Consider the following 24,545-nt stretch of genomic DNA (forward strand, 5'->3'; position numbering starts at 1 on the left):
ACGCCAGGCTGGTGGCGAGTCCGGCGGCGGTCGCGTAGGGCTGGTTGGGTTGTGTGGGCGGCGGACGCCAGGCTGGTGGCGAGTCCGGCGGTGGTTGCGCAGGGCTGGTTGGGTTGTGTGGGCGGCGGACGCCAGGCTGGTGGCGAGTCCGGCGGCGGTCGCGTAGCGCCGGCTGGTTGTCTGGGCGACCGCCCCCAGCCCCGTAGCGAGCCCGGCAGCGGGTCGCGTGGCGCCGGAGGAGTTGCCCGGGCGACGGCCGCCAGGCCAATCGCAAGCCCGACGGCGTCACGCGACCCCCGCCGACCCCGTCAGACGCGGCGGGTGTTCGCGAAGACGATCCCGCCCGCGGCGGCCGCAATGCCCGCCACCACCAGAGCCACCTCGACGTCGAACGCGTCCACCAGCACACCGCCCACCGCTGCCCCCGTGGCGATCGCCACCTGGAACATCGCCGTGGCCAGGCTGCCCGCCGGCTCAAGGCGGTCCGGCTGGGCGCGGGCCGCCCAGGTCATCACCAGCGTCGGCAGGCCGCCGAAGGCGATGCCCCAGGCCGCGACCGCCAGCGCTACCGCTAGGTAGGAACCGGACAGCACCGCGAAGACCGTGACCGCCGCCCCGATCAGCAGCGGGGCACCGACCACGCCGGCCCGGAGGCGGCGGTCGGCTAGCGGGCCCGCCACCATCGTGCCGACGAATGCCGCCAGGCCGAAGACCGTGAGCAGGAGCGCCAGCGAGGACGACGTGATGTCCGGGACCCGTTCCGCGGCCGGGCGGACGTAGGTGAATGCCGCGAAGTGGCCGCCCGCCACCAGGAGGATCGCGGTCATGCCGACGATCATGGTGCGGTTGCGGGCCGTCTCCAGCAGGGCGCGCAGCGGCGCCGCGCCCGACGGCGGCACCGGCGGTAGCCAGGCCAGCAGCAGGCCGAGCGCGACCACTCCGACCCCGCCGGCCAGCCAGAAGACCGGGCGCCAACCCCAGGTCTCACCGAGGAACGTGCCCACCGGTACGGCCGTCACCGTCGCCAGCGAGACGCCCAGGTTGACCACCGTCATCGCGCGGCCCATGTGGTTCTGCGGGACCAGGCGGCCGACGACCGCGAGGGCCATGGCCCAGAAGCCCGCCAGGGCGACGCCGAGCAGCAGCCGGCCGACGAGCAGCAGCGGGTACCACGGTGCCACCGCGACCAGCACGTCCGACACCACCGCGAGGGCGACCAGGATGGCCAGCAGCCGGCGGCGGTCCAGGCGCGGTACGACGATCGCGATCGTCGGCGCCGTGATCGCCCCCATGATCGCCGTGGCCGTGACCGCCTGCCCGGCGACGCCCTCGGTGACGCCCATGTCGGCCGCGATCCCGGGCAGCAGGCTGGCGGGCAGGAACTCGCTGGTCACGAGCGCGAAGATGCCGAGACCGACGGCGCCGACGGCGAACCACGGCGACCGGGCCGGCCGCGCCGCGGCGCGGGACGCGGGCCCGCGAAGATCAGAGGTCAGAGTCACCCGACAAGCCTCGCCGCGGTTGATCAACCGTGCTTGATCGTGCGTCGCCGCTCTTTGACGATTCGTCCACGCCACACACCCGCCCAATGCCCGCGAGGGCCGGCAGCCCGTTGCGACACGATCAGGGAAGGGCGGTGGGCGGGCGGCGCCTCTGGCCGCGTCGCGGGCCGCGGGCGTCGCCTCGTGGTCGGGGCGGGCGGGGCCCCTCGCCGCGTCGCGGGCCGCGGGCGACGCCTCGTGGTCGGGGCGGGCGGTGCCCCTCGCCACGCCGTGGCCCCACAGGGCTCGGTCAGGGGTCTGGCTGGCGGGGCCGGCGTGCGGGATTCGGCGGTCGGTTGGGCAGGCGCGCGTCCTCGGTCCGTTGGTCCGGCTGAGTCGCGCGCGTTTCTCGGTCCGCTCGGCGACGTCAGCGCGTCAGTGCCCCCGACCCCCGCAAGACCGGGCCAACCAACCCGGACCTCGCCCCGCCGAACAACCAACGACGGCCCCTACGACCGGACCGACGAAAGGCGTTCGAGCAGAAAGCGGCGTTCCACCTCGTTGGATGTCAGCGCCAACGCCTCCTCGTACGCCATTGCGGCATCAACCCACCGCCCGGCCTGGCACAGGAAATCAGCCCGGGCCGCGCTGAGATACGGGTACGCGGCCAACGCCGGCGAGCACGACAGCGGCTCGAGAGCGGCCAACCCCGCCGACGGACCGTCGCGCATGCCGAGAGCCACCGCGCGGTTCAGTGCCACCACCGGTGACGGCCACCCAGCCAGCAGCAGGTCGTAGAGGCGCACCACCTCACCCCAGTCCGTGGCCGTCCACGACGGCGCCTCCGCGTGGACCGCCGCGATCGCCGCCTGCAGCGCGAACCGACCCGGCGCCGGCGACCGCCGCAGCGACGCCACCAGCAGCGCCACCCCCTGCGCGATCGCGTCGGCGTCCCACAGCGAGCGGTCCTGTTCGGACAGCAGCAACAACCGCCCGGCCCCATCCACCCGCGCCGCCGACCGCGCCGACACCAGCAGCATCAGCGCCAACTGGGCGCCGACATCCGGATCGCCCGGCATCAGCAGGTGCAGCAACCGCCCGAGGTCCAAGGCCCGGTCCAGCAGGTCGTGCCGCAGCAGATCGGGACCGTCCGGGGCCGAATGGCCGGTGGTGAAGATCAGCTGGACGACCTCCAGCACCACGCCGACCCGCGCGCCCAAATCCTCCGGGGCCGGGGAGCGGTACGGGATCCGGGCCGTCGCGATCTTCTTCTTCGCCCGCGTCAACCGGGCCGCCATCGTGGGCTCCGACACCAGGAACGCCCGGGCGACCTCCGCCGTCGACAGGCCGCACACCAGCCGCAGCGTCAGCGCCGCCTGCGCCTCCCGGGCCAGCGCCGGGTGGCAGCACGTGAAGATCAACCGCAGCCGGTCGTCGTCCAGGCCCGCGTCGACCCCCGGCGCGACCGCGGACGTCACCAGCAGCGGCAGCCGCTGCCGGAACGCCGCCCGCCGGCGCAGCTCGTCGCGGGCCAGGTTGCGGGCAACCTGCGTCAGCCACGCACCCGGCCGCGCCGGAACACCCGACGCCGGCCACACCGTGAGCGCCCGCTCGAACGCCGACTGCGCGCACTCCTCGGCGAGCGACAGGTCACCGCACTCCCGTACGGTCGTCGCCAGCACCTGAGCCCACTCGCGGCGGTGGGCCTGCGCCACCGCCGCGACGACGTCGTCGCTCATCCGTGGTCGACCACCGGGCGGATCTCGACCCCGCTGTGCCCGGCGCGGACCTCGGGCAGCATGCCCGCGAGCTTGACCACCTCGTCGAGGTCGCCGGCCTCCAGCAGGTAGAACCCGCCCAGCCCCTCCTTGGTCTCCAGGAACGGCCCGTCGGTCAGCAGCAGCTCGCCGTCGACCCGCGCCCGCAGCGTCGTCGCGACCGACGGCGACTCGAGCTCCTCGCCGCCGCGCAGGCGCGGACCCGCGGCCGCCCGGAAGTCGGCGTGCGCGGCCTCCAGCGCCTGTCGCTCCGCCGGTGTCAGCGTCTCCCAGGCCGCCGCGTCGCCGAAGATGAGCAGCATGTACTTCGCCATGTCCGTGCCTTCCGTCCGTGAGCCCCCCACGAGAGCCCGTTCATCGCACCGACGAACAACACGATGCCGGAATCGACAGCGGACCGGAAATGATTACGGCCGGGCCTCGTACACCAGGTTGAACGGGGTCTCGGCGACCCGGCGGAAGCGGGTGAAGCCGGCCTCGGTCGCGATCCGCCGGATGGCCGCCTCGCCGGCCTGCGCCCCCAGCGCGTACCCGCCGTCCTGCGACAGCGCGTTCGGCACGCAGAGGAACGTGGAGAACCCGTAGTAGACCCGGCCGACCGGGTTGAGGTTCTCGGCCACCGTGTCACCGGCCCGCGGCTCGACGATCATCCAGGTGCCGTCGGTGGCGAGCTTGCCCCGGACGTGCCGGGCGGCGCCCAGCGGGTCGCCCATGTCGTGGATCGCGTCGAACGTCGTGACCAGGTCGTACGGCCCGCCGCCGAAGGTCTGCGCCGACGCGACCTCGAACGATGTCCGCTCGCCGACCCCGGCGTCCGCGGCCCGCTTGTGCGCCTGCGCGATCGACCCGTCGTGGTAGTCGGAGCCCGCGAACCGGGACGCCGGGAACGCCGAGGCCATCAGCACGGTCGACGCGCCGTGCCCGCAGCCGATGTCGGCCACGCTGGCACCGGCCCGCAGCTTGTCCGCGACGCCGTCGAGCGCCGGCAGCCAGGCGGCGGTCAGGTTCGCCAGGTATCCGGGGCGGAAGAACCGCTCGCACCCCTCGAACACCGCCGCGTCGTGCTCGTGCCAGCCGACGCCGTCGCCGCTGCGCATCGCCGCCGTGATCCGCGGCTCGGAACGCAGCGCGCCGAGCGCGAGTTGGAACGCACCCGGAACGAAGACCGGCCCCTGCGGGTCGGTGAGCGCGAACGCCTGCTCCTCGGTCAGCGAGTACGCGCCCGTCGCCGCGTCGTACTCGACGTATCCGCCGGCCGCCTGCCCGCGCAGCCACTCGTCGACGTAGCGCGCGTCGGCACCCACCGCCGACGCCAGCTCGACCGGCGTGTGCGGCCCACCGGCCAGCGCCCGGTAGAGGCCCAGCCGTTCACCGACGACGACGTTGCCCGCGGCCATCGTCGCGCCGAGGTCCCCGACGAACCGGCCGAGGAACTCCATCAACCGGTCGTTGTCCACTGCCATTTTTCTCTCCCTCTCGAAAAGGTCTGACCTTTTCCAGCCTCGGCGCGCACGTTGCAGGTTCCTTGCAACGGCGTTGCAATGCCGCCGGGCAGGCTGAGCACCATGCGGGCACGGGAACCGGACATCGAGGGACACGTCAAACACGCCGGCGTACGGATCGGGTACGAATTGTTCGAGCCGCCGGAGCCGGGGGCGCCGACCGTCGCGCTGCTGCCGGCCTGGTCGATCGTCCACGCCCGGCACTGGAAGGCGCAGGTGCCGTACCTGGCCCGCGAGTTCCGGGTGGTCACGATCGACCCGCCGGGCAACGGCCGCTCCGACCAACCGCTCGACCCGGCGGCGTACGGCGACGACGCGCACGTGGGCTACCTGCTGGCCGTGCTCGACGCGGTCGAGGCCGAGCGGGCCGTCGTGGCCGGGGTGAGCCGGGGCGCCTGGTGGGCCCTGGTCGCCGCCGCGCGCCACCCCGACCGGGTCATCGGCGCCGCCGCGATCGCGCCGTTCGTGCCGTTCCTCGACGACCCGCTGCCCGAGCGGCGGATCCAGGACTTCGACGCGGTGCGGGACGCGTACCACGGTTGGGAGAAATTCAACCGCCACTACTGGCTGCGCGACTACCGCGGCTTCGCCGAGTTCTTCTTCCGCACCGTGATCAGCGAGCCGCACTCGACCAAGCAGATCGAGGACGCCGTCGGGTGGGCGCTGCGGACCACGCCGGAGTCCCTGATCGCGGGGGAGGCCGCGCCGAAGTGCGTATGCGACCGGGCCGGCACGGAGGCCCTGCTCCGCAGCGTCGACCGTCCCGTGCTGGTCATCCGCGGCACCCGCGACATGTGCCGCTCGCAGGGCGAGATGGCCCAGGCGGCGCAGCTGACCCGGGCCCGCGACGTGCTCCTGGTCGGCGCCGGCCACCTTCCGCACACCCGCGAGCCGGTGCTGGTCAACCGCCTGCTGCGCGACTTCGTCCGCGACGTGACCCGGACGCCGCCGGCACCGGTGCGCTGGACCCGCCCGATCGACCGCCCGCGCAAGGTGCTCTACCTGTCGTCGCCGATCGGCCTCGGGCACGCCGAGCGGGACGCCGCGATCGTCGACGCGCTGCGCCGGCGGCGCCCGGGCGTCCAGGTCGACTGGCTGGTCCAGCACCCGGTCACCGAGGTGCTCACCCGGCGCGGCGAGCGGGTCCACCCCGCCTCCGCGCACCTCGTCACCGAGTCGGCGCACATCGAGAGCGAGGCGGGGGAGCACGACCTGCACGCGTTCCAGGCGATCCGGCGGATGGACGAGATCCTGGTCGCCAACTTCATGGTCTTCGCGGACCTGGTCGAGCGCGAGGACTACGACCTCTGGGTCGGCGACGAGGCCTGGGAGCTCGACCACTTCCTGCACGAGCATCCGGAGCTCAAGCGCAGCGCGTACGCGTGGCTGACCGATTTTGTCGGTTGGCTGCCGATGCCGTCGGGCGGGACGGGCGAGGCGGCACTGACCGCGGACTACAACGCGGAGATGGTGGAGCGGATCGCCCGGTTTCCCCGGCTGCGGGACCGCGCGATCTTCGTCGGCAACCCGGCGGACCTGGTCGACGACCCGCTCGGGCCGGGCCTGCCGAGCGTGCGGGACTGGACGCTCGGCCACTACGCGTTCTCGGGCTACGTCCGCGACTTCCCGCCGGTCGACGACGACGAGCGTGCCCGGTTGCGGGCCGAGTTGGGCTGGGCGCCCGGCGAGCCGGTCTGCGTGGCGACCGTGGGCGGCTCGGGTGTCGGCGGTGACCTGCTGCGGCGAGTGGTCGACGCGTTCCCGGCCGCCCGCCGCGCCGTGCCCGGGTTGCGGCTCGTCGTGGTCGCGGGCCCGCGCCTTGACCCGGCCCGCATCCCGGCGTGCGAAGGGCTGGAGGTGCACGGGTACGTGCATCGGCTGCACCGGTTGCTGGCCGCCTGCGACCTGGCCATCACCCACGGCGGCCTGACCACGACGATGACGCTCACGGCCCACCGCCGGCCGTTCCTCTACGTCCCGCTGCGCAACCACTTCGAGCAGAACCGGCACGTCCGCCACCGCCTCGACGCGTACGGCGCCGGTCGGCACGTGGCCTACGAGGAGACCGACGACCTGGCCGCGTTGATCGCGGCGGAGATCGGCCGCGAGGTCGACTACGAACCGGTGGAGACGGACGGCGCGGACCGCGCCGCGGCGCTGCTGGCCGAGCTGTTCTGACGGTCGGCCCGGAGTCGGGCCGCGCGGGCGGCCGCCAGGGGTGCGCGCCAGCCCGTGCGGTCGCCGGCGGACAGGAGGGGGTCCAGGACGGCGGCCGCGCGGGCCGGCTCACCGCGGGCCAGCCAGGCCCGGGCGACCGAGGTGTAGACGTCGGCGCCGTAGAGCCAGGCCGCGCCGGGCGGCGCGACGACCGCGCGCAGCAGGGAGTCGGCCTCGTCCAGCAGCGCCGGCGAACCGGTCGCCTCCGCCAGTGGGGCGAGACAACGCAGGCGGTACGCCAGCGTGCGGTGGGAGCCGCTGACCTCGAGGCCGCGCTCGAGGACGGGGACGGCCGCCGCCGGGTCGCCGTACTCGACCAGGGTCGTGCCGTGCAGCGCGGCCACCGCGGCGGCGAACCAGGCGTGGGAGTCCATCGTGGACGCCTGCCGGCCCAGCTCCAGCGCGTCCGCGCGGCGGCCGTCGAGGCGGGCGATCCAGCCGAGGTGGGCCAGGTACCAGGCGGCGTAGCCGCGGTCGCCGCTGCGGGCGTTGATCGTCATGGCCTCCTCGACGCAGGCCGCCGCGTCCGCCCAGCGGCCGGCCGCGAGGTGGGGGAACGCCGCCTCGAACCGGCACCACTGCAGGAGCCACAGGTCGCCGGCCCGGCGTACGAGCGGCTCGAGCTCGGCGAGCAGCGCGGACAGGTCGGCCACCTCGCCGAGATAGGCGTACGCGGTCTTGAGCCCGTCGTACGCGGCGGCCAGGGCCGGACCGCCCGCGCCCCGGGCGGCCTCGCGGGCCCGGCGGCCGTAGGAGAGGGCCTCGACGAACTGGAGCTGGTTGCTGCTCAGCACGGCCAGCCAGCCCAGCAGCCCCGCCTGGGCGCCGCGGTCGCCGAGCTGCTCGGCCAGGCCCAGCGCCGCCCGCATGTAGCCGATGCCCGTCTCGACCGGACGGCCCACACCGGACCAGGCCGGCCCGCCGAGCTGGCGCAGGGCGGCCATCTCGGCCCGGCGGTCGCCGGTGTCCCGGGCGAGCCGCAGCGCGACGGCGGCGTCGTCCAGCGCCTCGTCGAAGTGGAACCGGGTCTCCCGCACGCGGGCGCGCAGCAGCAGCGCGCTGGTCCGCAGCTCGGCGTCGCCGCACCGGTCGGCGGCCCCGATCGCGTTGCCCAGCAGGGCCTCCGCGTCCGAGGCCGCGTAGCGTCGGGCCGCGCGGCCGCCCGCCGCGAGCCAGGCCCGGCCCGCCCGGCGGTCGTCGCCGGCGGCCTGGGCGTGCCGGGCCACCGCCTCCGGGTTGTCGGCCAGCAGGTCCGCGGCCCGCAGATGGTGGGCGAGGCGGGTGGGCTCCGGCGTCGACTCGTAGAGCACCTCCTGGACGAGGTCGTTGGCGAACTCGTAGGCGCGGCCGGCCACGACCGTGAGCCGGGAGTCGAGGAGCCGCTCGCAGCGCAGCGTCGCCTCGGCGACGCCGATGCCGAGCAGGCCGGCGACCGCGGGCGGCGCGAACGACGCGCCGAGCACCGCGGCGGCCCGCAGCAGGTCCTCCGCTCCGGCCGCCCGGACCCGGGCGAGCACGCTCGCACGCAGTGACTCCGGCAGCCCGGTGTCGCCGGCGGCCAGCGCACGCAGCGTTTCCACGACGTAGAGCGTGTGCCCGCGGGTCCGCCGCGCGATCTCGGCGGCGTGCGCCGGGTGCCCGGCGGCCCGGGCGAGCCGTGACACGGCCGCGTCGTCCAGGGGCCCGAGCGGAACTGTCGCCGCGACCGCGTCCAGGGTGGACAATGCCTGCCGGCCCTCGGCGGCCCGCACGGTCGCGACGACCAGCAGTCGCGCGTCGCCCGCGTGCCGGGCCAGGTAGTGCAGAAGCTCCACAGTGGCCGTTCCGGCGTGCTGGAGGTCGTCGACCACGAGCAGCACCGGTCGCGGCCGGGCCAGGCGGCGGAGGAAGACGGTGACCGCCTCGTACGCGGCGCGCCGCTCGGCCTCCGGGCTCCCGTGCTCGACGGGCGGGGCGCCGAGGACGGCGGCGGCCGCCGGCACGAGGGCGGCGAGGGCACCCGCCCGGTCGCCGGCGGCGGCCCGGACCTGGTCGGCCGGCGTCACGCCGACCAGGTCCTCGACGGCCTCGACGACGGGCTGCAGGAAGAGGGACCGCTCGGCCGCGTAGCAGCGGACCGTGACCACGGTCCCGGACGTGCCCGCCGCCACCCGGGCCAACTCCTCGGCGAGCCGCGTCTTGCCGATGCCGGGCTCGCCGCTCACGAGCACCAACCGCGGCCGCCCGGCGGTCGCCTCCCGCCAGGCCTGGCCCAGCTGCCCGATCTCCCGGTCCCGCCCGACGAGCCCGAGTTCCGGTCCGGGCGCACCGACCTCGTCGACGGTGTCACTACGTTGAGCGCGGTCGGCGGACCGACCGCGGTCGAAGTCGGTCGATGATGTTCGGGCGGGGGCAGAGGTCGCGCCGCCGCGGAGGACCGCCAGGTGCAGGTCGCGGGTCGCGGCCGCCGGATCGACACCCAGTTCGTCGGCCAGCAGCGACCGCAGACGCCCGTACACCGACAGTGCCCGTGCCGGCTCCCCGAGTGCGTCATAGGCGCGCATCAGCGCGCGGGCCGCGTCCTCGTCGAACGGGTCCGCCTCGCTCGCCGCCGCGGCCGCGTCGCGGGCCCGGCCCGGCTCGCCCGCCGCCAGCGCCGCCGTCGCCACCGCCTGGCGGGCCCGGCGCAGCCGGGTCGCCTGCTCCGCGCGCACCGCCACCGCCCACTCCGCCACCGGCTCCGCGATCAGGGCCGGCGCCGCCGCCAGCACCCCCTCCGCCCACGACGCCGCCGCCAGCGCCGCGGCGGGAGCGGCCGGGAGCGAACGCTCGGCCTCCGCCACGCGCCGCGCCGCCTCGTGCAGGTCGACCACCACCGACGGGTGCAGCCGGTAGCCGCTGCGGCCGCCTTCGACCAGGTCGGCGCCGAGGGCCGCGCGGACCCGGCTGACCAGCGTCGCCACGTTGTCCGCCGGGCGGCGGGGTGGGGCGCCCGGCCAGAGCGCCTCGACGATCCGGTCGACCGTGACCACCCGGCCCGCGGCGGCGAGCAGCGCCAGCAGCGTGCGGGCCTTGCGGCTGCCGACCGCGGCGTCGGGCACCACCCGGCCGTCGCGGACGACCGCGAACGGGCCCACGAGCCGGATGCCGGTGGTCTCCATCCGGTCTTGCTACGTCGCCGGGTTCGGGCAGGTCAAGCCTTCGTTCGCCAATCCGACGCAGGATCGAAGACGGAGTGGTAGGCGTTCAGGGCCGGCTGCCCGCCGAGATGCGCGTACAACACGTTCGCCTCGCGGGGGATCTCGCCCGACCGGACGAGGTCGATCAGCGCCGCCATCGACTTGCCCTCGTAGACCGGGTCGAGGATCACGCCCTCCAGCGCACCCGTGAGCCGGATCGCGTCCACCGTGGACTGCACGGGGACGCCGTAGAGATCGCCGGCCCAACCCGGCAGCACGGTGATCTCCGAGTCGCGCAGGTCCCGACCCAGACCGATCAGCGCCGCCGTCTCCCGGGCGATCTTCTCCACCTGCGCCCGCGTCTCGTCGATCTTCGCCGACGCGTCGATGCCCAGCACCCGCCGCGGCCGCCCGCCGAGGGCCGCGAACCCCGCGATCATCCCGGCCTGCGTGCTCCCGGTGACGCTGCAGACCACGATCGTGTCGAAGAAGACGCCCAGGTCGGCCTCCTGCCGCGCGACCTCGACGGCCCAGTTGGCGAACCCGAGCCCACCCAACCGGTGGTCGGACGCGCCGGCCGGAATCGCGTAGGGCACACCCCCGGCGGCCCGCACCGATTCCAACGCCGCCTGCCAGCTCTCCTTGAACCCGATCCCGAAACCCGCGGGAGCAAGCCGCACATCGGCGCCGAGCACCCGCGACAGCAGGATGTTGCCGACCTTGTCGTTGACCGGGTCCGGCCAGTCGACCCACGACTCCTGCACGAGCACGGCCCGCAGACCGAGCCGGGCCGCGACCGCGGCCACCTGCCGGGTGTGGTTGGACTGGACGCCGCCGATGCTGACCAGCGTGTCCGCGCCGACGGCGAGCGCGTCGGGCACCAGGTACTCCAGCTTGCGCGTCTTGTTGCCGCCGTACGCGAGCCCGCTGTTGCAGTCCTCGCGTTTGGCCCAGACGCGGGCGCCCCCGAGATGGTCGCTCAACCGGTCGAGGGGATGGACGGGGCTCGGCCCGAACAGCAGCGGGTAGCGGGGGAAGTCAGCGAGGGGCATGCAATATATTGCACATCCGGCCGCGCGCGGCTGTCAAGTTCGCGCAGCGCGCAACCTCGCTGCTGCCAGCAGCGTGCCCTGGCCCGGCGATGATCCGCGACCGCATCGTGGCGACAGGCAACGAGAAAGAGGGGTACGACCATGCAGAGCCTGTCGCTCGACGACCAACTGGCGAGCCGGCTGCTACATCAGCGGATCATCGTGCTGGGCGCGGAGGTGGACGACCCGATCGCCAACCGGCTGTGCGCGCAGCTCCTGCTGCTGTCGGCCGAGGATCCGAAGGCCGACATCAGCCTCTACATCAACTCGCCGGGCGGTTCGGTCAGCGCCGGGCTCGCCATCTACGACACGATGCGGGTGATCCCCAACGACGTGCGTACGGTGGCGATGGGTCTGGCCGGCAGCATGGCGCAGTTCCTGCTCTGCGCGGGCACGGCCGGCAAGCGGTTCAGCCTGCCGCACGCCCAGGTGCTGATGCACCAGGGTTCGGCCGGGTTCGGGGGCACCGCGGCCGACATCGAGATCTACGCGAGCCAGCTCGAGAAGGTCGGACGTACCCTCGTCGAGCTCATCGCCCTCCACACCGGCCAGCCGGTCGAGACCGTCGTCGCCGACAGCGGCCGGGACCGGTGGTTCACCGCCGACGAGGCCCTCGCCTACGGGATGGTCGACCACGTGGTGACCCAGGTCGACGACGTCCGCCCGGGCCCGTCGCGGCAGATGGTGGGGCTGTGACGATGGGCCAGTACACGATTCCGACCGTGATCGAACGGACCTCGACCGGCGAGCGGGCGTACGACATCTACTCGCGGCTGCTGGCCGAGCGGATCATCTTCCTCGGCACCGAGATCGACGACGGCGTCGCCAACGTGGTGATGGCGCAGCTCCTGCACCTCGAGTCGAGCAACAGCGAGCAGGAGATCTCGCTCTACATCAACTCGCCGGGCGGCTCGTTCAGTGCGCTGACCGCCATCTACGACACGATGCGGTTCGTCCGGCCCAGCGTCGCGACGTTCTGCCTCGGCCAGGCGTCCTCGGCCGCGGCGGTGCTGCTCGCGGCGGGGACGCCGGGCAAGCGGGCCGTGCTGTCGCACGCGAAGGTCACCCTGCACCAGCCGTCGAGCCAGGCCCGCGGCACGCTGCCGGACCTGGCGGTGCAGGCCAAGGAGGTCGGCCGGGTCCGCGCCGAGATGGAGGAGATCCTCTCCGACCTCAGTGGACACCCGACGGGCAAGATCCGGGCGGACATCGACCGCAACGTCACGTTCTCGGCGGAGGAAGCGGTCGCGTACGGCCTCGCGGACCACGTCGTCCGCGACCGCAAGCTGGCCCGCGTCGGCTAGGCCGCCACGCGCAGGTTGACGTCGAACGCGCGGCCCGTCGCACGGGGGCGGGCCGCGCGGGCGTCGGCGAGGCGCAGCACGGTGGCCGGCGGTGCGAGTTCGTGGCGGGCGGCGAGCAGCAGGTCGGGCAGGTCGACACCGAGCGCACCACAGACCGCGGCCAGCACCTCGGACGACGGCTCCTTGCGCCCGCGCTCGACCTCGGAGAGATATTGCGCCGAGACCCGCGCCTCCCGGGCGACCTCGGCCAGGGTGCGGCCCTGCCGCTGCCGGGCCCGGCGCAGCAGCCGGCCGAACACCTCACGCAGCAGGAGACGCGTCACGCGGCTGACTCTAAGGCCGGGACGCGGCGCGTGGGCGCCGTTTCGCGGTGGGCGTAGCGCTAGCCTGGGGCCATGACCACGCCCGACACCGGCGCGTTCGGTGACGTCGACGCCCTGCCGGCCGGCGTCTTCGACATGTTGTTCAGCGTGCTGCGGGCGATGGCCGACAACACCGAGATCCTGCGCGTACGGGCGGCCGCCTGGGAGGCGCTGCGCCCCGAGCCGGGCCAGCGGCTGCTCGACGCCGGCGCCGGGGCGGGCGAGGTGGCCCGCGACCTGGCCGTCGCCGTCGGCACCACCGGTGAGGTCGTGGCGCTGGACTCGTCGGCCCGCACCCTCGCCGCGGCCCGCGAGATCACCCCGCCGGGGCTGCCGATCCGGTTCGTCCGGGGCGACATCACCGCCCTCGACCTCGCGCCGGACAGCTTCGACGGCGTACGCAGCGAGCGGGTCCTGCAGCACCTCGCCGACCCCGACCAGGCCGTGCGCGAACTGGCCCGGGTGACCCGGCCCGGCGGCCGGGTCTGCCTGGTCGACACCGACTGGGAGTCGGCCGCGACCGACGGCGTGCCGGCCGACCTCGCGACCGCGATGCGCGACCGGCTGCTCTCGCTGGCGGCCGACCACCACAACGACATGGGCCGCACGCTGCGCCGCCGGCTGGTCCGCGCGGGCCTGACCGACGTCACCGCCACGCCGGTCACCTGCGTGTTCACCGACCCCGCGTCGGCGGGCGTCGTGATGCCGTTCTTCAACCCGGCGGTGCCGCCGGAGGCGGGCATGATCCCCGACGACCTGCGCGAGCGCTGGTTCGCCGAGGTCGCGGCGGCCGGCGAACGCGACGAGTTCCTCGCGACGCTGACGATCTGGGTGGCCGCCGGCGTCCGGGGGTGACGGTCAGCCCAGGGCGGTCCGCAGCAGCAGCGGGGACGCCGCCGCCCAGGCCTGGGGTGAGCACGAGTGCGGGTAGGGCACCGGTGACTGGCCAGGCCGGCGGCCCAGACCGGTCAGCACCTCGGGCAGCCGGCCGCCCGCCGTCGACGCGGCCGCGACCAGGCCGTCGGCGATGCGGGCCGCCGCGTCCCGCTGCCCGGCCCGGGCCAGCCCGGCCACCGCCAGCGCGGTGTCGTGCGGCCAGACGCCGCCCCGGTGGTAGGAGAGCGGGTGGTACGGCGGCTGGCCCTCGGCCAGCGTCCGGATGCCCCACCCGGAGAAGAAGTCGTCCGCCGCCAGCCGCTCGCCGACCAGGGCCGCCCACGAGTCGTCCAGGATCCCGGACCAGAGCACGTGCCCGGCATTGGAGGCCAGCGCGTCCACCTGCCGGTCGGCACCGTCCAGGGCCAGGGCGACGAACGCGTTCGGCAGCCGGAAGTCGGCGGAGAACATCGCCCGCAGCCGGTCGGCGCGCTTGTCGAGATCGACGGCCCAGGTCGGGTCGCCCCACGCCGACCGGGCCAGCTCCGCGGTGCCGCGCAGCGCCCGGTACGCGTACCCCTGCGCCTCGCAGACCGCGATCGGCCCGGTCGCCGGCGCGCCGTCGGCGAAGACGAGCGCGTCGGCCGAGTCCTTCCAGCAGTGGTGCACGAGCCCCGGCGCGTCCGTCGGATACCGCAGGTAGCCGGTCGCCGCCAGGCCGCCGTCGTCGAGCATCCAGGCGACGGCCGCCCGCGCCGCCGGCTCGAGGTCCTTGGCCACGATGTCGTCGCCGGTGACCGCGTGGTGCTCGGCCAGCAGCACGAGGAACAGCGGCGTCGCGTCGACCGTGCCGTAGTAGCGGGCGTACGGCACCTCGCCCAGCGTGGCCAGCTCGCCCCGGCGCAGCTCGTGCAGGATCTTGCCCGGCTGCTCGATCCGCTCCAGCGCGTGCTCGCGCCCCTGGGTCGCGGCCAGCAGCCGCAGCGTGCCCTCGGCCAGCTCCGGCCGGTACGGCAACGCGAACAGCGAGGTCAGCAGGCTGTCCCGGCCGAACAGGGTGAGGAACCACGGCGCGCCGGCGGCCGGCACCACCGTGCCGGCCGGCAGGTCGACGCCCGGCAGCGGCAGGTCCTCGGCGGGCACCCGCAGGGTGTCGAGGTCCGCGAGCCCGCGCGCGACACAGCGGTCGAGGTCGTCGGCCGACGCGGAGACGACCGGGGACGGCGCCGGCACCGCGGCGGCGTCGCCCGAGGCCACGGTCGCCCGCAACACGACCGAGCCGTGCGGCGGCACCGTCACCGTCCACTGCGCACCGTCGTGGGACAGCCGGGCCGGCGGCGACGCGGTGACCCGGGTCTCGCGCTGGAAGCCCCGCCGCTCGTACCCGAAGACCAGCGACGCGTCCTCGGCGGTGACGTCGCGGTTGGCGTCGGACTTGTCGAACAGCCGCGACGACCGCAGCTCGAACTGGTCGGCGAAGTCCGCCTCGGCCGAGAACGCCACCCGCACCGTCTGCGGCGACGGCACGAAGCTGGTCAGCGTCAGCTCCTCCGTCAGCAGGCCCGAGCCGAGCCGCTGCACCCGCCGCAGGACGAACGGCGGGTTCTCGTTGCGTACGGTCGGCGGTGCCAGCACGACCTCGCCGGCGTCGGTGGCCAGGGCGCGCAGGGCCCGCCCGTGCACGGTGAGCACCCAACGGGACAGGTGCCGGGTGTCCGCGACGAAGAAGCCACCGGAGTCGGTGACGTTGCCGGCGGCGTCGGTCAGCAGGCAGGTGACGCCGGAAACCAGGGTCCGCATACCGATGTCAACGACTCAACGCCGGGGCCCGGTGCGGATGAGGTCCAGCGTCAGCGCCGCCGTCCAGCTGAAGTCGTCCGTGCCGTAGCCGGCGCCGGTCAGCGGGTCCACGTACTCCCGGAATCCGCACGCCCGCACCCGCGCCAGCAACCGGTCGCGCAGGTCGTCGGCCAGCGCCGTCTCGCCGTGCAGGCGCAGGCCGTACCAGAAGAGCCAACTGGTGTTGATCCACCCGGGACCGCGCCAGTAGCGGCCCGGCTCGTGGTCGGCGGCGGTCAGGTCGTAGCTGGGCACCGGGCACGCGTCGGCCAGCCGGAACCGGTCGCCGAGCGCCGTCTTCACCAGGTCCGTCGCGACGGGCAGGTCGGGCACCACGACAGGCAGGAGACCGGCGATCGAGTACGAGCGGAGGACGGTGTCACCGAGGACGTCGTACGCGAAGAAGGTCCCGGCGGTGACGTCCCACAGCTCGGCCATCATCGCGTCCGTGACCTGCTGCGCCCGCGCGACGTGCCGGGTCGGGTCGAGCCCGAGTTCGGCGGCGATCGCGGCGAGGGCGTGCTCGCCGGCCGCGAGCAGCGCGTTGCAGAGCGGGTCCTCGACCGCGAAGCCCGGCGTGGCCCGGTAGCCGGAGTCGCGGTAGTCGCGGGCGATCCGGATGTAGCGCCCGTAGTCGGTATCCGTCGGTCGCTCGGCGGCGGCGGCGTGCGCCAGGTCGCGCCGGGCCAGCTCGGTGGGCGGCAGCGGCACGACGCGGGACAGCGGCGCGTCCCAGGCCGGGCTGTTGTCCATCCCGGACTCCCACGGGTGCACCACGGAGACGAGGCCCCGGCCGCGCAGGTCGCGCGCGGTCAGCAGCCAGTCGTGCCAGGCGACCAGCCGCGGATAGAGGCGCTCCAGGAACCGGCGCGACCGGGCCACGGCCGGGGCGGCCCGGAACGTCTCCCAGGCGGCCAGCGCGTGGGCGGGCGGCTGGACGATCCCGGAGGTGGGCACGCCGGGCTCCGCGGACTGCCAGAACGCCGGACCGGGAAAGTACGCGTCGGCCGGCACGTGCGGGTCGAAGACGATGTGCGGCACCCGGCCGTCGGCCCACTGCGCGCCGAACAGCGACTCGAGCTCCCGCTGCGCCCGCACGGGCGAGAAGTGCCGCAGCCCGAGCGCGATGAACGCGGAGTCCCAGCTCCACTGGTGCGGATAGAGGCCGCCGGCCGGCACGGTCGCGCCGCGCCGCCAGTTGGCCGCGAGCACACGCCGCGCCGCCCGGTCGAGGGAGGCGGACGGCGCGATGACGGCTCGGGTCGCGGTGATGGTCACGACCACCTCCGCAGGAAGCCCGGGATCGCGGCGACGGCGGCGGCCGGCTCGCCGCGCAGCCGGCACTCGACGGCCAGGTGCCCGTCGTAGCCGATCGCGTCGAGCGTGCCCAGCAGCGCGCCCCAGTCGAGGTGACCGGCGCCGGGCTGGAACCGGTTCGAGTCGCTGACCTGCACGTGGCCGAGGTGGTCGGCGGACTTCACCAGCGCGCTGCTGGGCTCGTCCTCCTCGATGTTCATGTGGTACGTGTCGGCCAGCAGCCGCACCCCGCGGGAACCGGCCTCCTCGATCAGGTCGACCGCCTCGTCGAGCCGGTTGACCATGTGGTCCTCGTAGCGGTTCAGTGGCTCGAGCACCAGGGTCACGCCCTCGGCCTCGGCGTGCGCGCCGAGCTCCGTCAGCGCCTCGAGCAGCACCGTGCGGTCGGCGTCGGGGGAGCGCGGCGGTTCGAACGGGGGGAGGCGGCGGGAGAACATGCCGTACGACGCGGGCGTGCAGGCTATTTTTCCGCCGATCTCCGCGAGCACCGAGAGCTGCGAGCGGAGCTGGGCGATCGCGTCGCGCCGCAGGCCGGCGTCGAAGGCGCCGATGAAGTGCAGCATGTCGACGCAGACCGACGGCATCGGCACGCCGTCGCGGACGGCCTGGCGCAGCTCGGGCAAGCGGTCACGGAACGCGAAGTCGCCCTTGGCGCGCAGCTCGATGCCGTCGTAGCCGGCGCGCGCGGCGAAGTCCCACTTCGCCTGGAGGCTCTCACCGGGGAGCAGCTGCTCCTGGCAGGAGATTTTGATCATGAGAACTTCAACACCACCTGGAGTGCTTCCTGGGGACGGTGGTCGAGCATGGCGAACGCCTCCGCCGCTTCCTCCACCGCGATGACGTGCGAGACGAGGCCGACGGGGTCGACCGCGCCCTGCTGGGCGAGGCCGAGGAACGCCTGGTTGAGGCGTGCCTGGTCCCAGCGCCCGGCCAGCTCCGGCGGCACGCCCCCGATCTGGGAGGAGACGATCCGGACCCGGTTGTGGTGGAACTCGTCGCCGAGCCGCAGCCCGGCGCCGTCGCCCTGGTAGAAGCCGGACGCGACGACCCGGCCGTCGACGGCGACCGAGCGGATCGCGTCGTGCAGCGCCGGGTAGTGGCCGCTGATCTCGATCGCGACGTCGGCGCCGCGCCCGCCGGTGAGCGCGCGCATCTCGAGCGCGACGTCCTTCGCCGCGGCGTCGATCGTGTGCGCCGCGCCGTAGTCGATCGCCTTCTCCAGCCGGGCCGGCAGCGTGTCGACGGCGACCACGGTGGCGCCGGAGAGCTGGGCCAGCCGGGTGGCGAGCAGGCCGAGGACGCCCTGGCCGAAGACCGCGACCACCTCGGAGAGGTGGATGTCGGCGGCCAGCACGCCGTTGAGCGCGACCGCGCCGACGCGGGCGAAGGTGGCGGCGACCGGGTCCAGGCCCGGCGGGACCACGCAACCGCGGACCTTCTCGATCGGGAGCACGGCCTCGCCGCGGTGCCCCCAGATGCCCCAGACCTGCTGGCCGGGGAGCGGGTCGTCGGGGTGGGGTTCCTCCGCGAGCACCTCGACGACCTCGCCGACCTCGGAGTAGCCCAGGCCGGCGACCGGGTAGCGCAGGCCGCTGGTGCCGGCGACGAACAGCCGGAGGTCCGGGTCCCAGTCGCGGTTGAGGTAGGGGTTCGTGCCCCGGTACGCGGTCAGTTCGGTGCCCGCCGAGATGCCGGAGTAGCTGGTGCGGATGCGCACCTGCCCGGGGCGGAGCTCCACGTGGGGTTGGTCGACGACCTCCACGTGGCGAGGGGAGGTGAACTGGACAATCTGCGGCACGACGGCCTTCCGCCCATGATCGAAGAGAGAAGTGCGCGACATAACGACGGGTCGTTCCGCCGAGATGTTACGCACTTATGTCTGGCAATCAAGTATAAGTCCGGATGCGCATCTGTCGGTCAAATGTGGACAAAGACGCGCGGACCCGGAACCAAGATCGTCCGTTACCCGACGGAACGACCGAACGTTACGTACATATGTCTTGCCTTCGCGTATAAGACCTTGGTGTTATTCGTCCGTAGATCGTGGACTGACAGAAAGATCGATATATCGGACGAAGGAGCGAATCGCGTGATAGCGAAGAAGCTGCTCACCACCGCGCTCGCGGCCGCGCTGGTCACCTCCGCGCTGGTCGCGTGCTCGGGCGACGACCCGGACGACGACGCCACCGGTTCGATCACCGTGTGGAGTCTGGAGAGCCAGACCGACCGGGTGCAGGCAACGCAGAAGATCGCCGACGAGTTCACCGCGAAGACCGGCATCGTGGTCAAGATCGTCGCCACCGACGAGAACCAGTTCACCAGCCTGGTCACCTCGGCCGCCGCCGCCGGGCAGCTGCCCGACGTGATCGGGGCGCTGCCCCTCGCGGCGGTGTCCCAGATGGCCACCAACGACCTGCTCGACACCGACGCCGCCAAGGCGGTCGTCGAGGAGCTCGGTCGCGGCACCTTCTCGCCGCGGGCGCTGGAGCTGACCGCGCAGGACGGCAACCAGCTCGCCGTGCCGAGCGACGGCTGGGCCCAGCTGCTCTTCTACCGCAAGGACCTGTTCGACAAGGCCGGCCTGCAGGCGCCGGACACGTTCGACAAGATCCGGGCGGCCGCGCAGCGGCTGAACACCGGCGGCATGGCCGGCATCACGATGGCCAACGTGCCCAACGACGCGTTCACGGCACAGACGTTCGAGAACTTCGCCCTGGGCAACGGCTGCGAGATGGTCGACGACCAGAAGAACGTGCTACTCGACTCGCCGCAGTGCGTCGCCACGTTCCAGCTCTACCAGGACCTGTTCAAGAGCTATTCGGTGCCGGGCGCGCAGGACGTCGACACGACCCGGGCGACCTACTTCGCCGGCAAGGCCGCCATGGTGGTCTGGTCGTCGTTCCTGCTCGACGAGATGGCCGGGCTGCGCAACGACGCCCTGCCGACCTGCCCCGAGTGCAAGGCCGACCCGGCGTTCCTGGCCAAGAACAGCGGCATCGTGACCGCGGTGGCCGGCCCGAGCGGGCAGCCGGCCCAGTTCGGCGAGATCACGAGCTGGGCGATCACGGCGGAGGGCCAGAACACGTCGCAGTCGCGGCAGTTCGTGCAGTACATGATGAACGAGGGCTACGCCGGCTGGCTCGGCATCGCGCCCGAGGGCAAGTTCCCGGTCCGCAAGGGCGACTCGGCCGACCCGGCGAAGTTCACGACCGCCTGGAACACGCTGCCGGCCGGCGTCGACACCCGCAAGCCGCTCTCCGAGAGCTACCCGGCCGACGTGCTGGAGGCGCTGCGGACCAGCCCCGACACGTTCAAGCGGTGGGCGCTGCCGCAGAAGCAGGGCGCGCTGCTCGGCGCCACGCTGGGCGAGCTTCCGGTGCCCAAAGCCGTCAACGCCCTGACCGGCGGTGAGGTCGATGCCGCCGGCGCGGCGAAACGCGCGGCCGACGAGGTGCGGGCGATCCAGAAGTCGCTGAACTGATGGTCGCCACCGAACAGCGGCCGGCGGCGCCCCAGCGGCGCCGCCGGCCCGGGCGGCAGCTGACCCGGGCGCAGCGGGAGAACCGGGCCGGCCTGGCCTACCTGTCGCCGACGTTCCTCGTCGTACTCGTCGTGGTCGTGGTGCCGATCCTCTGGACGATCCTCCTGGCCTTCCAGCGGTTGAGGTTGATCAACATCCGGCGGTCGGGCCTGTTCGGCGACTTCACGCTCCGCAACTTCGAGTACGTGTTCACCTCGCCCGGCTTCTGGAGCTCGCTCTGGACGACGCTGGTCTACACGATCGGCGGCACCGCGTTCTCGATCATCTTCGGATTGATCGCGGCGCTCGCCCTGCGCAAGCGGTTCCCCGGTCGCACGCTGGTGCGCGCCAGCGTGCTGCTGCCGTACGTCGCGCCGGTCGTCGCCGTGACGTTCGTCTGGGAGATCATGCTCAGCCCGCAGTTCGGGGTGACCAACGACTGGGGCCAGCGGTTCCTCGGGTGGGACCGGCCGATCGCGTTCCTCAGCCAGCGCGAATACACGCTCTGGGGCGTCGACGTCCCGCTCGCGCTGATCACCGTGATCGTCTTCGAGGCCTGGCGCTACTTCCCGTTCGCGTTCCTGTTCATCCTCGCCCGGCTGCAGGCGGTGCCCCGCGACCTGGAGGAGGCCGCGGTGGTCGACGGCGCGGCGCCGACCCAGCTGTTCCGGCACATCCTGCTGCCGCAACTCGGTGCGGTGATCGCGCTCCTGTCGGTGCTGCGCTTCATCATGACGTTCAACAAGTTCGACGACGTCTGGCTGCTCACCGGCGGCGGCGCGGGCACGCAGGTGGCCAGCGTCCGGGTCTACGAGTTCCTCACGTCCCGGCTCGACATCGGCGCCGCCGCGGCGCAGGGGCTCGTGCTGGCCGCCGCCCTCATCGTGCTGCTGGCGCTCTATCTCAAGTTCTTCGCACCGCGGGTCGAGGAGGAGGCGTGATGGACCGGGCGACCTTCGAGACCCGCCTGTTCGGCGTGCTGCGCTGGGTGGTGATCGCGATCCTGGTCGTGGTCACGCTGTTCCCGTTCTACTACATGGTGCTGCTGTCGATCCGGCCGATCGAGACCGTGCTGGCGAACCCCGGCGACCTCTGGGCGGGCCCCGCCGAGTGGACCGTCTCGACCTATCGCGAGGTGCTGGGCTCGGTGTCGAGCGGCGGCCAGGGTTTCGTCGGCCTGATCGGCAACACGCTGCTCGTGGCGACCTCGGCGACGGTGCTGACGCTGTTGATCTCGTTGCCCGGGTCGTACGCGGTGAGCCGTCTGCAGTTCGTCGGCCGCCGCCAGGTGCACTTCCTGTTCCTGGCGATCTACCTGTTCCCGGCGATCCTGCTGGCGATCCCGCTGTTCACCGTCTTCACGCGGCTCGGCCTGCGCGGCTCGCTGTTCGGGCTGATCATCGTCTACATCGCGCAGACCATCCCGGTCTCCGTCTACATGCTGCGCAACTACCTGACCACGATCCCGGTGAGCCTCGAAGAGGCGGCGGCGGTCGACGGATACAGCAGGCTGCAGACCCTGCGTAAGGTAATCTTGCCGCTCGCGGCACCGGCCGTGATGGCGAACGCACTCTACGTCTTCATGATCGCATGGAACGAGTACCTGTTCGCCCTGCTGTTCCTCGTCGAGAACCGGGGCAACTGGACGGTCTCCCTCGGCCTCGCCCAGCTGTCCGGAGGCATCGAAGTGAGCAAGACGGTTTTGATGGCGGGCTCCGTGGTGCTTACCCTGCCGATCGTGATCATCTTCTTCGCCACGGAGCGGCTGCTGACGGAGGGGCTGACCGCCGGTGCCGACAAGGGATAGGCCGCCGGCCCAGGGCGGGCCCGCTCCCGGCTCGCCGGTGGTCGCGCGGGGTTCGCGGGGTTCCTGGGCCGGCAACCAGAACTCGGCCGGGCACCTGCTCTGGCTGGTCCGCACGGGCCGCGCGCGGACGCGGTCCGAGTTGCAGGCCTGCACGGGGCTGTCCCGGTCGACGCTGGTCGCCCGGATCGACGCGCTGCGGGCCGCCGGCTACCTGCGGCGGTCCGGGGTCGAGGAGTCGACCGGCGGGCGGCCGGCCGAGTTGCTGGAGTTCGACACCGACCACGGGGTGGTGCTGGTCGCCGACCTCGGCGCCAACCACGCGCGGGCGGCGGTGCTGGACGTCGGTGGCACGCTGCTGCGCGAGGAACACGAGCACATCAAGATCGGATCCGGTCCGTCGTACGTCCTGGACTGGGTCGACGCCGCCTTCGGTCGGCTGCTCGCCGCGTCGGGTCAGGCCCGGGAGCGCGTACGCGGCATCGGCGTCGGCGTGCCCGGGCCGGTGGAATATGACGCCGGTGTGGTGACCGAGCCGCCGATCATGCCCGGTTGGGACGGGGTGCCGATCGCCGACCGGCTGCGGGCGACGTGGGGTTGCCCGGTGTTCGTCGACAACGACGCCAACCTGATGGCGCTGGGGGAGCAGGCGGCGTTCTATCCCGACTGCCCGGCGCTGTTGCTGGTGAAGGTCGCGACGGGCATCGGGGCCGGGATCGTCGTGGACGGCCGGGTCTACCGGGGCATCGACGGCGGGGCCGGCGACATCGGGCATATCCGTCTCGCGGGTTTTCCCGAGGCCCGCTGCGAGTGCGGCCTTTACGGCTGCCTGTCCGCGGTGGCCAGCGGCCTGGCGCTGGCGCAGAGGTTGACGGTCGGGGGCACGCCGACCCAGTCGGGGCCGGAGTTGGTGGAACGCATCCGGGTCGGGCACGGCGAGGCGGTGCACCTAGCCCGGGAGGCGGGCCGCCTGGTCGGCGAGGTGCTGGCGACGGTGGTCTGCCTCGTCAACCCGGAGGTCCTGGTGATCGCGGGAGACCTGGCGGAGACCAACTTCGTGACGGGTGTGCGCGAGACGCTTTACACGTACGCCCTGCCCCGGGCGACCCGCCACCTCGAGGTGACGACGAGCCGCCTGGGCCCGCAGTCGGCGGTGACCGGCGCGCACGCGATGGTGGTGGAGGAGATCTACTCCCCGCACGCGGTCGACGCGGAGCTCGCGGCGGCGCCCGCGAGCGACCTGTCCCGCAGCCGCTGACGGTGTGACGACCCGCGGGCGCGGGGCGCTGTACCGGGCAAGGAGTCTCCTCTCCTGCGTCCCGCGGAGGTGAGCTGTGCCGTCCCTGTTCGTGCTGGCGGGCTGCGTCGTGCCGCGGCCGTGCGACGCGCCGTGAGACCCCGTGCCCGGGTTGACCCCCAGAGCGGCCCGGGCACGGCCGGCGCGGCCGGGAAATTGGTTGCCGGCGTCCCGGGGCGGCCGGAACGATTCTCATGTGGACCAGGACGTCGTCGCCTACTACACGGATGTCTACCGTGAGGACGGCCGCCTCGACCGGCGCCCGCAGGCGCGCCTCGAGCGGGCCCGCACGGTGGAGTTGCTGCGGGAGGTGCTGCCGCCGGCGCCGGCCCGGGTGCTCGACGTGGGCGGAGGTCCGGGGGTCTACGCGAGGGTCCTGACCGCGGCGGGCTACCGGGTCCGCCTGGTCGACCTGGTGCCGGGCCACGTGGCCCTGGCGGCGGGCGGCGATCCCCCGATCGACGCGGTGGTGGGCGACGCCCGCGCGCTGCCCGAGCCCCCGGATTCCTATGACGCGACCCTGTTGTTGGGCCCGCTCTACCACCTGATCCGGGCGGAGTGGCGGGTGACGGCACTGCGCGAGGCGGCCCGGGTGACCCGCCCCGGCGGCCGCGTGGTGGCGGCGGCGATCTCCCGCTTCGCGGCCCCGATCGACTTCGTCGCGACGGCCCGCCTGACGGGCACGGAGGTGGCGCAGGCGCACGCGCTGCTGACGAGCGGGGTCAACGACCCGAGCAGCCCGTTCACCCCGGCATACTTCCACCGCGTCTCGGACCTGATCGCGGAATGCGAGGCGGCGGGCCTGACGGACGTGGTCGTCCACGGCGTGGAGGGCCCGGCCTGGCCGGCGGCCGAGGCGGCGGTCAACGGCCCGCTGGCGGACACGATCCTGGCGCAGGCGCTGGACCTGGCCCGCGTCTACAGCACGGAGCCGGCCCTGCTGGCCTCCAGCGCCCACCTCTTGGCGGTCTGCCAGGCCTGAGCCCTCTGGCGGCGCGG

Annotated in this window: 20 protein-coding genes and 1 pseudogene; 9 read left to right on the top strand and 12 right to left on the bottom strand. The window is 73.7% G+C overall.

The features are described from left to right. Window positions 1-308: 308 nt before the first annotated feature. From Asi02nite_RS35055 to Asi02nite_RS42480, 5 genes are all read right to left on the bottom strand, one after another. The gene (locus Asi02nite_RS35055) at window positions 309-1,502 is read right to left on the bottom strand and encodes an MFS transporter (protein ID WP_203718334.1); all 1,194 of its coding nucleotides are present in this window, start codon (window positions 1,500-1,502) and stop codon (window positions 309-311) included. A 488-nt stretch (window positions 1,503-1,990) separates the two neighbouring features. Further along, entirely contained in the window at window positions 1,991-3,220 is a 1,230-nt protein-coding gene (locus Asi02nite_RS35060) for an RNA polymerase sigma factor (protein ID WP_239127460.1), read from the bottom strand. Continuing rightward, a complete protein-coding gene (locus tag Asi02nite_RS35065; RefSeq protein ID WP_203718335.1) occupies window positions 3,217-3,573 on the bottom strand; it encodes a YciI family protein in 357 nt (118 codons plus the stop codon). The genes Asi02nite_RS35060 and Asi02nite_RS35065 overlap by 4 nt, the downstream gene beginning before the upstream one ends. Before the next feature lie 93 nt (window positions 3,574-3,666). Continuing rightward, window positions 3,667-4,722, bottom strand: coding sequence for a class I SAM-dependent methyltransferase (locus tag Asi02nite_RS35070; RefSeq protein ID WP_203718336.1), 1,056 nt, complete (start codon window positions 4,720-4,722; stop codon window positions 3,667-3,669). Beyond that, on the bottom strand, window positions 4,698-4,826 hold the full coding sequence (locus Asi02nite_RS42480; protein ID WP_275410434.1) for a hypothetical protein: 129 nt from the start codon (window positions 4,824-4,826) through the stop codon (window positions 4,698-4,700). The genes Asi02nite_RS35070 and Asi02nite_RS42480 overlap by 25 nt, the downstream gene beginning before the upstream one ends. On the opposite strand from Asi02nite_RS42480, the gene Asi02nite_RS35075 reads away from it, so the two are divergent. After that, window positions 4,825-6,939 carry an alpha/beta fold hydrolase gene (locus tag Asi02nite_RS35075; RefSeq protein WP_203718337.1) on the top strand — a complete coding sequence of 705 codons (2,115 nt, stop codon included), beginning with the start codon at window positions 4,825-4,827 and terminating at the stop codon, window positions 6,937-6,939. The two genes, Asi02nite_RS42480 and Asi02nite_RS35075, sit on opposite strands and share 2 nt — an antisense overlap. Here Asi02nite_RS35075 and Asi02nite_RS35080 read toward each other — a convergent pair. Together Asi02nite_RS35080 and Asi02nite_RS35085 are read right to left on the bottom strand one after the other, a co-directional pair. After that, on the bottom strand, window positions 6,876-10,118 hold the full coding sequence (locus tag Asi02nite_RS35080) for an ATP-binding protein (protein WP_203718338.1): 3,243 nt from the start codon (window positions 10,116-10,118) through the stop codon (window positions 6,876-6,878). The genes Asi02nite_RS35075 and Asi02nite_RS35080 overlap by 64 nt on opposite strands. A 32-nt stretch (window positions 10,119-10,150) precedes the next feature. Beyond that, window positions 10,151-11,188, bottom strand: a complete 1,038-nt coding sequence (locus Asi02nite_RS35085) for a 1-aminocyclopropane-1-carboxylate deaminase (RefSeq protein WP_203718339.1) — start codon at window positions 11,186-11,188, stop codon at window positions 10,151-10,153. 141 nt (window positions 11,189-11,329) lie between these two features. On the opposite strand from Asi02nite_RS35085, the gene Asi02nite_RS35090 reads away from it, so the two are divergent. After that, complete coding sequence (locus tag Asi02nite_RS35090) at window positions 11,330-11,923, top strand: ClpP family protease (RefSeq protein WP_203718340.1); 594 nt, start codon at window positions 11,330-11,332, stop codon at window positions 11,921-11,923. 2 nt (window positions 11,924-11,925) lie between these two features. Then, window positions 11,926-12,531 carry a ClpP family protease gene (locus Asi02nite_RS35095; RefSeq protein ID WP_203718358.1) on the top strand — a complete coding sequence of 202 codons (606 nt, stop codon included), beginning with the start codon at window positions 11,926-11,928 and terminating at the stop codon, window positions 12,529-12,531. Between the two features lie 95 nt (window positions 12,532-12,626). On the opposite strand, the pseudogene Asi02nite_RS35100 reads toward Asi02nite_RS35095, so the two are convergent. Then, a pseudogene (locus Asi02nite_RS35100) lies at window positions 12,627-12,842 on the bottom strand (helix-turn-helix domain-containing protein); the annotation flags it as partial. An 84-nt stretch (window positions 12,843-12,926) separates the two neighbouring features. On the opposite strand from Asi02nite_RS35100, the gene Asi02nite_RS35105 reads away from it, so the two are divergent. After that, the gene (locus tag Asi02nite_RS35105) at window positions 12,927-13,748 is read left to right on the top strand and encodes a methyltransferase domain-containing protein (RefSeq protein WP_203718341.1); all 822 of its coding nucleotides are present in this window, start codon (window positions 12,927-12,929) and stop codon (window positions 13,746-13,748) included. A 3-nt stretch (window positions 13,749-13,751) separates the two neighbouring features. Here the strand turns inward: Asi02nite_RS35105 and Asi02nite_RS35110 are convergent, their stop codons facing one another. Genes Asi02nite_RS35110 through Asi02nite_RS35125 form a run of 4 tightly spaced genes read right to left on the bottom strand, consistent with a single transcriptional unit; the run spans window position 13,752 to window position 18,687 of the window. Next, window positions 13,752-15,569, bottom strand: coding sequence for an amylo-alpha-1,6-glucosidase (locus tag Asi02nite_RS35110; RefSeq protein WP_203718342.1), 1,818 nt, complete (start codon window positions 15,567-15,569; stop codon window positions 13,752-13,754). 15 nt (window positions 15,570-15,584) lie between these two features. Further along, window positions 15,585-16,886 carry an MGH1-like glycoside hydrolase domain-containing protein gene (locus Asi02nite_RS35115; RefSeq protein ID WP_239127462.1) on the bottom strand — a complete coding sequence of 434 codons (1,302 nt, stop codon included), beginning with the start codon at window positions 16,884-16,886 and terminating at the stop codon, window positions 15,585-15,587. Continuing rightward, window positions 16,883-17,680 (bottom strand): sugar phosphate isomerase/epimerase family protein, encoded by a 798-nt coding sequence (locus Asi02nite_RS35120; RefSeq protein ID WP_203718343.1) that lies wholly within the window; start codon window positions 17,678-17,680, stop codon window positions 16,883-16,885. The genes Asi02nite_RS35115 and Asi02nite_RS35120 overlap by 4 nt, the downstream gene beginning before the upstream one ends. Next, a complete protein-coding gene (locus Asi02nite_RS35125; RefSeq protein ID WP_203718344.1) occupies window positions 17,677-18,687 on the bottom strand; it encodes a zinc-dependent alcohol dehydrogenase in 1,011 nt (336 codons plus the stop codon). The genes Asi02nite_RS35120 and Asi02nite_RS35125 overlap by 4 nt, the downstream gene beginning before the upstream one ends. A gap of 327 nt (window positions 18,688-19,014) precedes the next feature. On the opposite strand from Asi02nite_RS35125, the gene Asi02nite_RS35130 reads away from it, so the two are divergent. From Asi02nite_RS35130 to Asi02nite_RS35150, 5 genes are all read left to right on the top strand, one after another. Continuing rightward, complete coding sequence (locus Asi02nite_RS35130) at window positions 19,015-20,406, top strand: ABC transporter substrate-binding protein (RefSeq protein ID WP_239127464.1); 1,392 nt, start codon at window positions 19,015-19,017, stop codon at window positions 20,404-20,406. Beyond that, complete coding sequence (locus tag Asi02nite_RS35135; protein WP_203718346.1) at window positions 20,406-21,386, top strand: carbohydrate ABC transporter permease; 981 nt, start codon at window positions 20,406-20,408, stop codon at window positions 21,384-21,386. The genes Asi02nite_RS35130 and Asi02nite_RS35135 overlap by 1 nt, the downstream gene beginning before the upstream one ends. Further along, window positions 21,386-22,252, top strand: coding sequence for a carbohydrate ABC transporter permease (locus Asi02nite_RS35140; protein ID WP_203718347.1), 867 nt, complete (start codon window positions 21,386-21,388; stop codon window positions 22,250-22,252). The genes Asi02nite_RS35135 and Asi02nite_RS35140 overlap by 1 nt, the downstream gene beginning before the upstream one ends. Then, entirely contained in the window at window positions 22,236-23,507 is a 1,272-nt protein-coding gene (locus Asi02nite_RS35145; RefSeq protein ID WP_203718348.1) for an ROK family transcriptional regulator, read from the top strand. Before Asi02nite_RS35140 ends, Asi02nite_RS35145 begins: the two co-directional genes overlap by 17 nt. 235 nt (window positions 23,508-23,742) lie before the next feature. Further along, a complete protein-coding gene (locus Asi02nite_RS35150; protein ID WP_203718349.1) occupies window positions 23,743-24,528 on the top strand; it encodes a class I SAM-dependent methyltransferase in 786 nt (261 codons plus the stop codon). The last annotated feature ends 17 nt before the right edge of the window (window positions 24,529-24,545 follow it).

Origin of the sequence: Asanoa siamensis, assembly GCF_016862555.1 — a bacterium.
Lineage (GTDB): Bacteria > Actinomycetota > Actinomycetes > Mycobacteriales > Micromonosporaceae > Asanoa > Asanoa siamensis.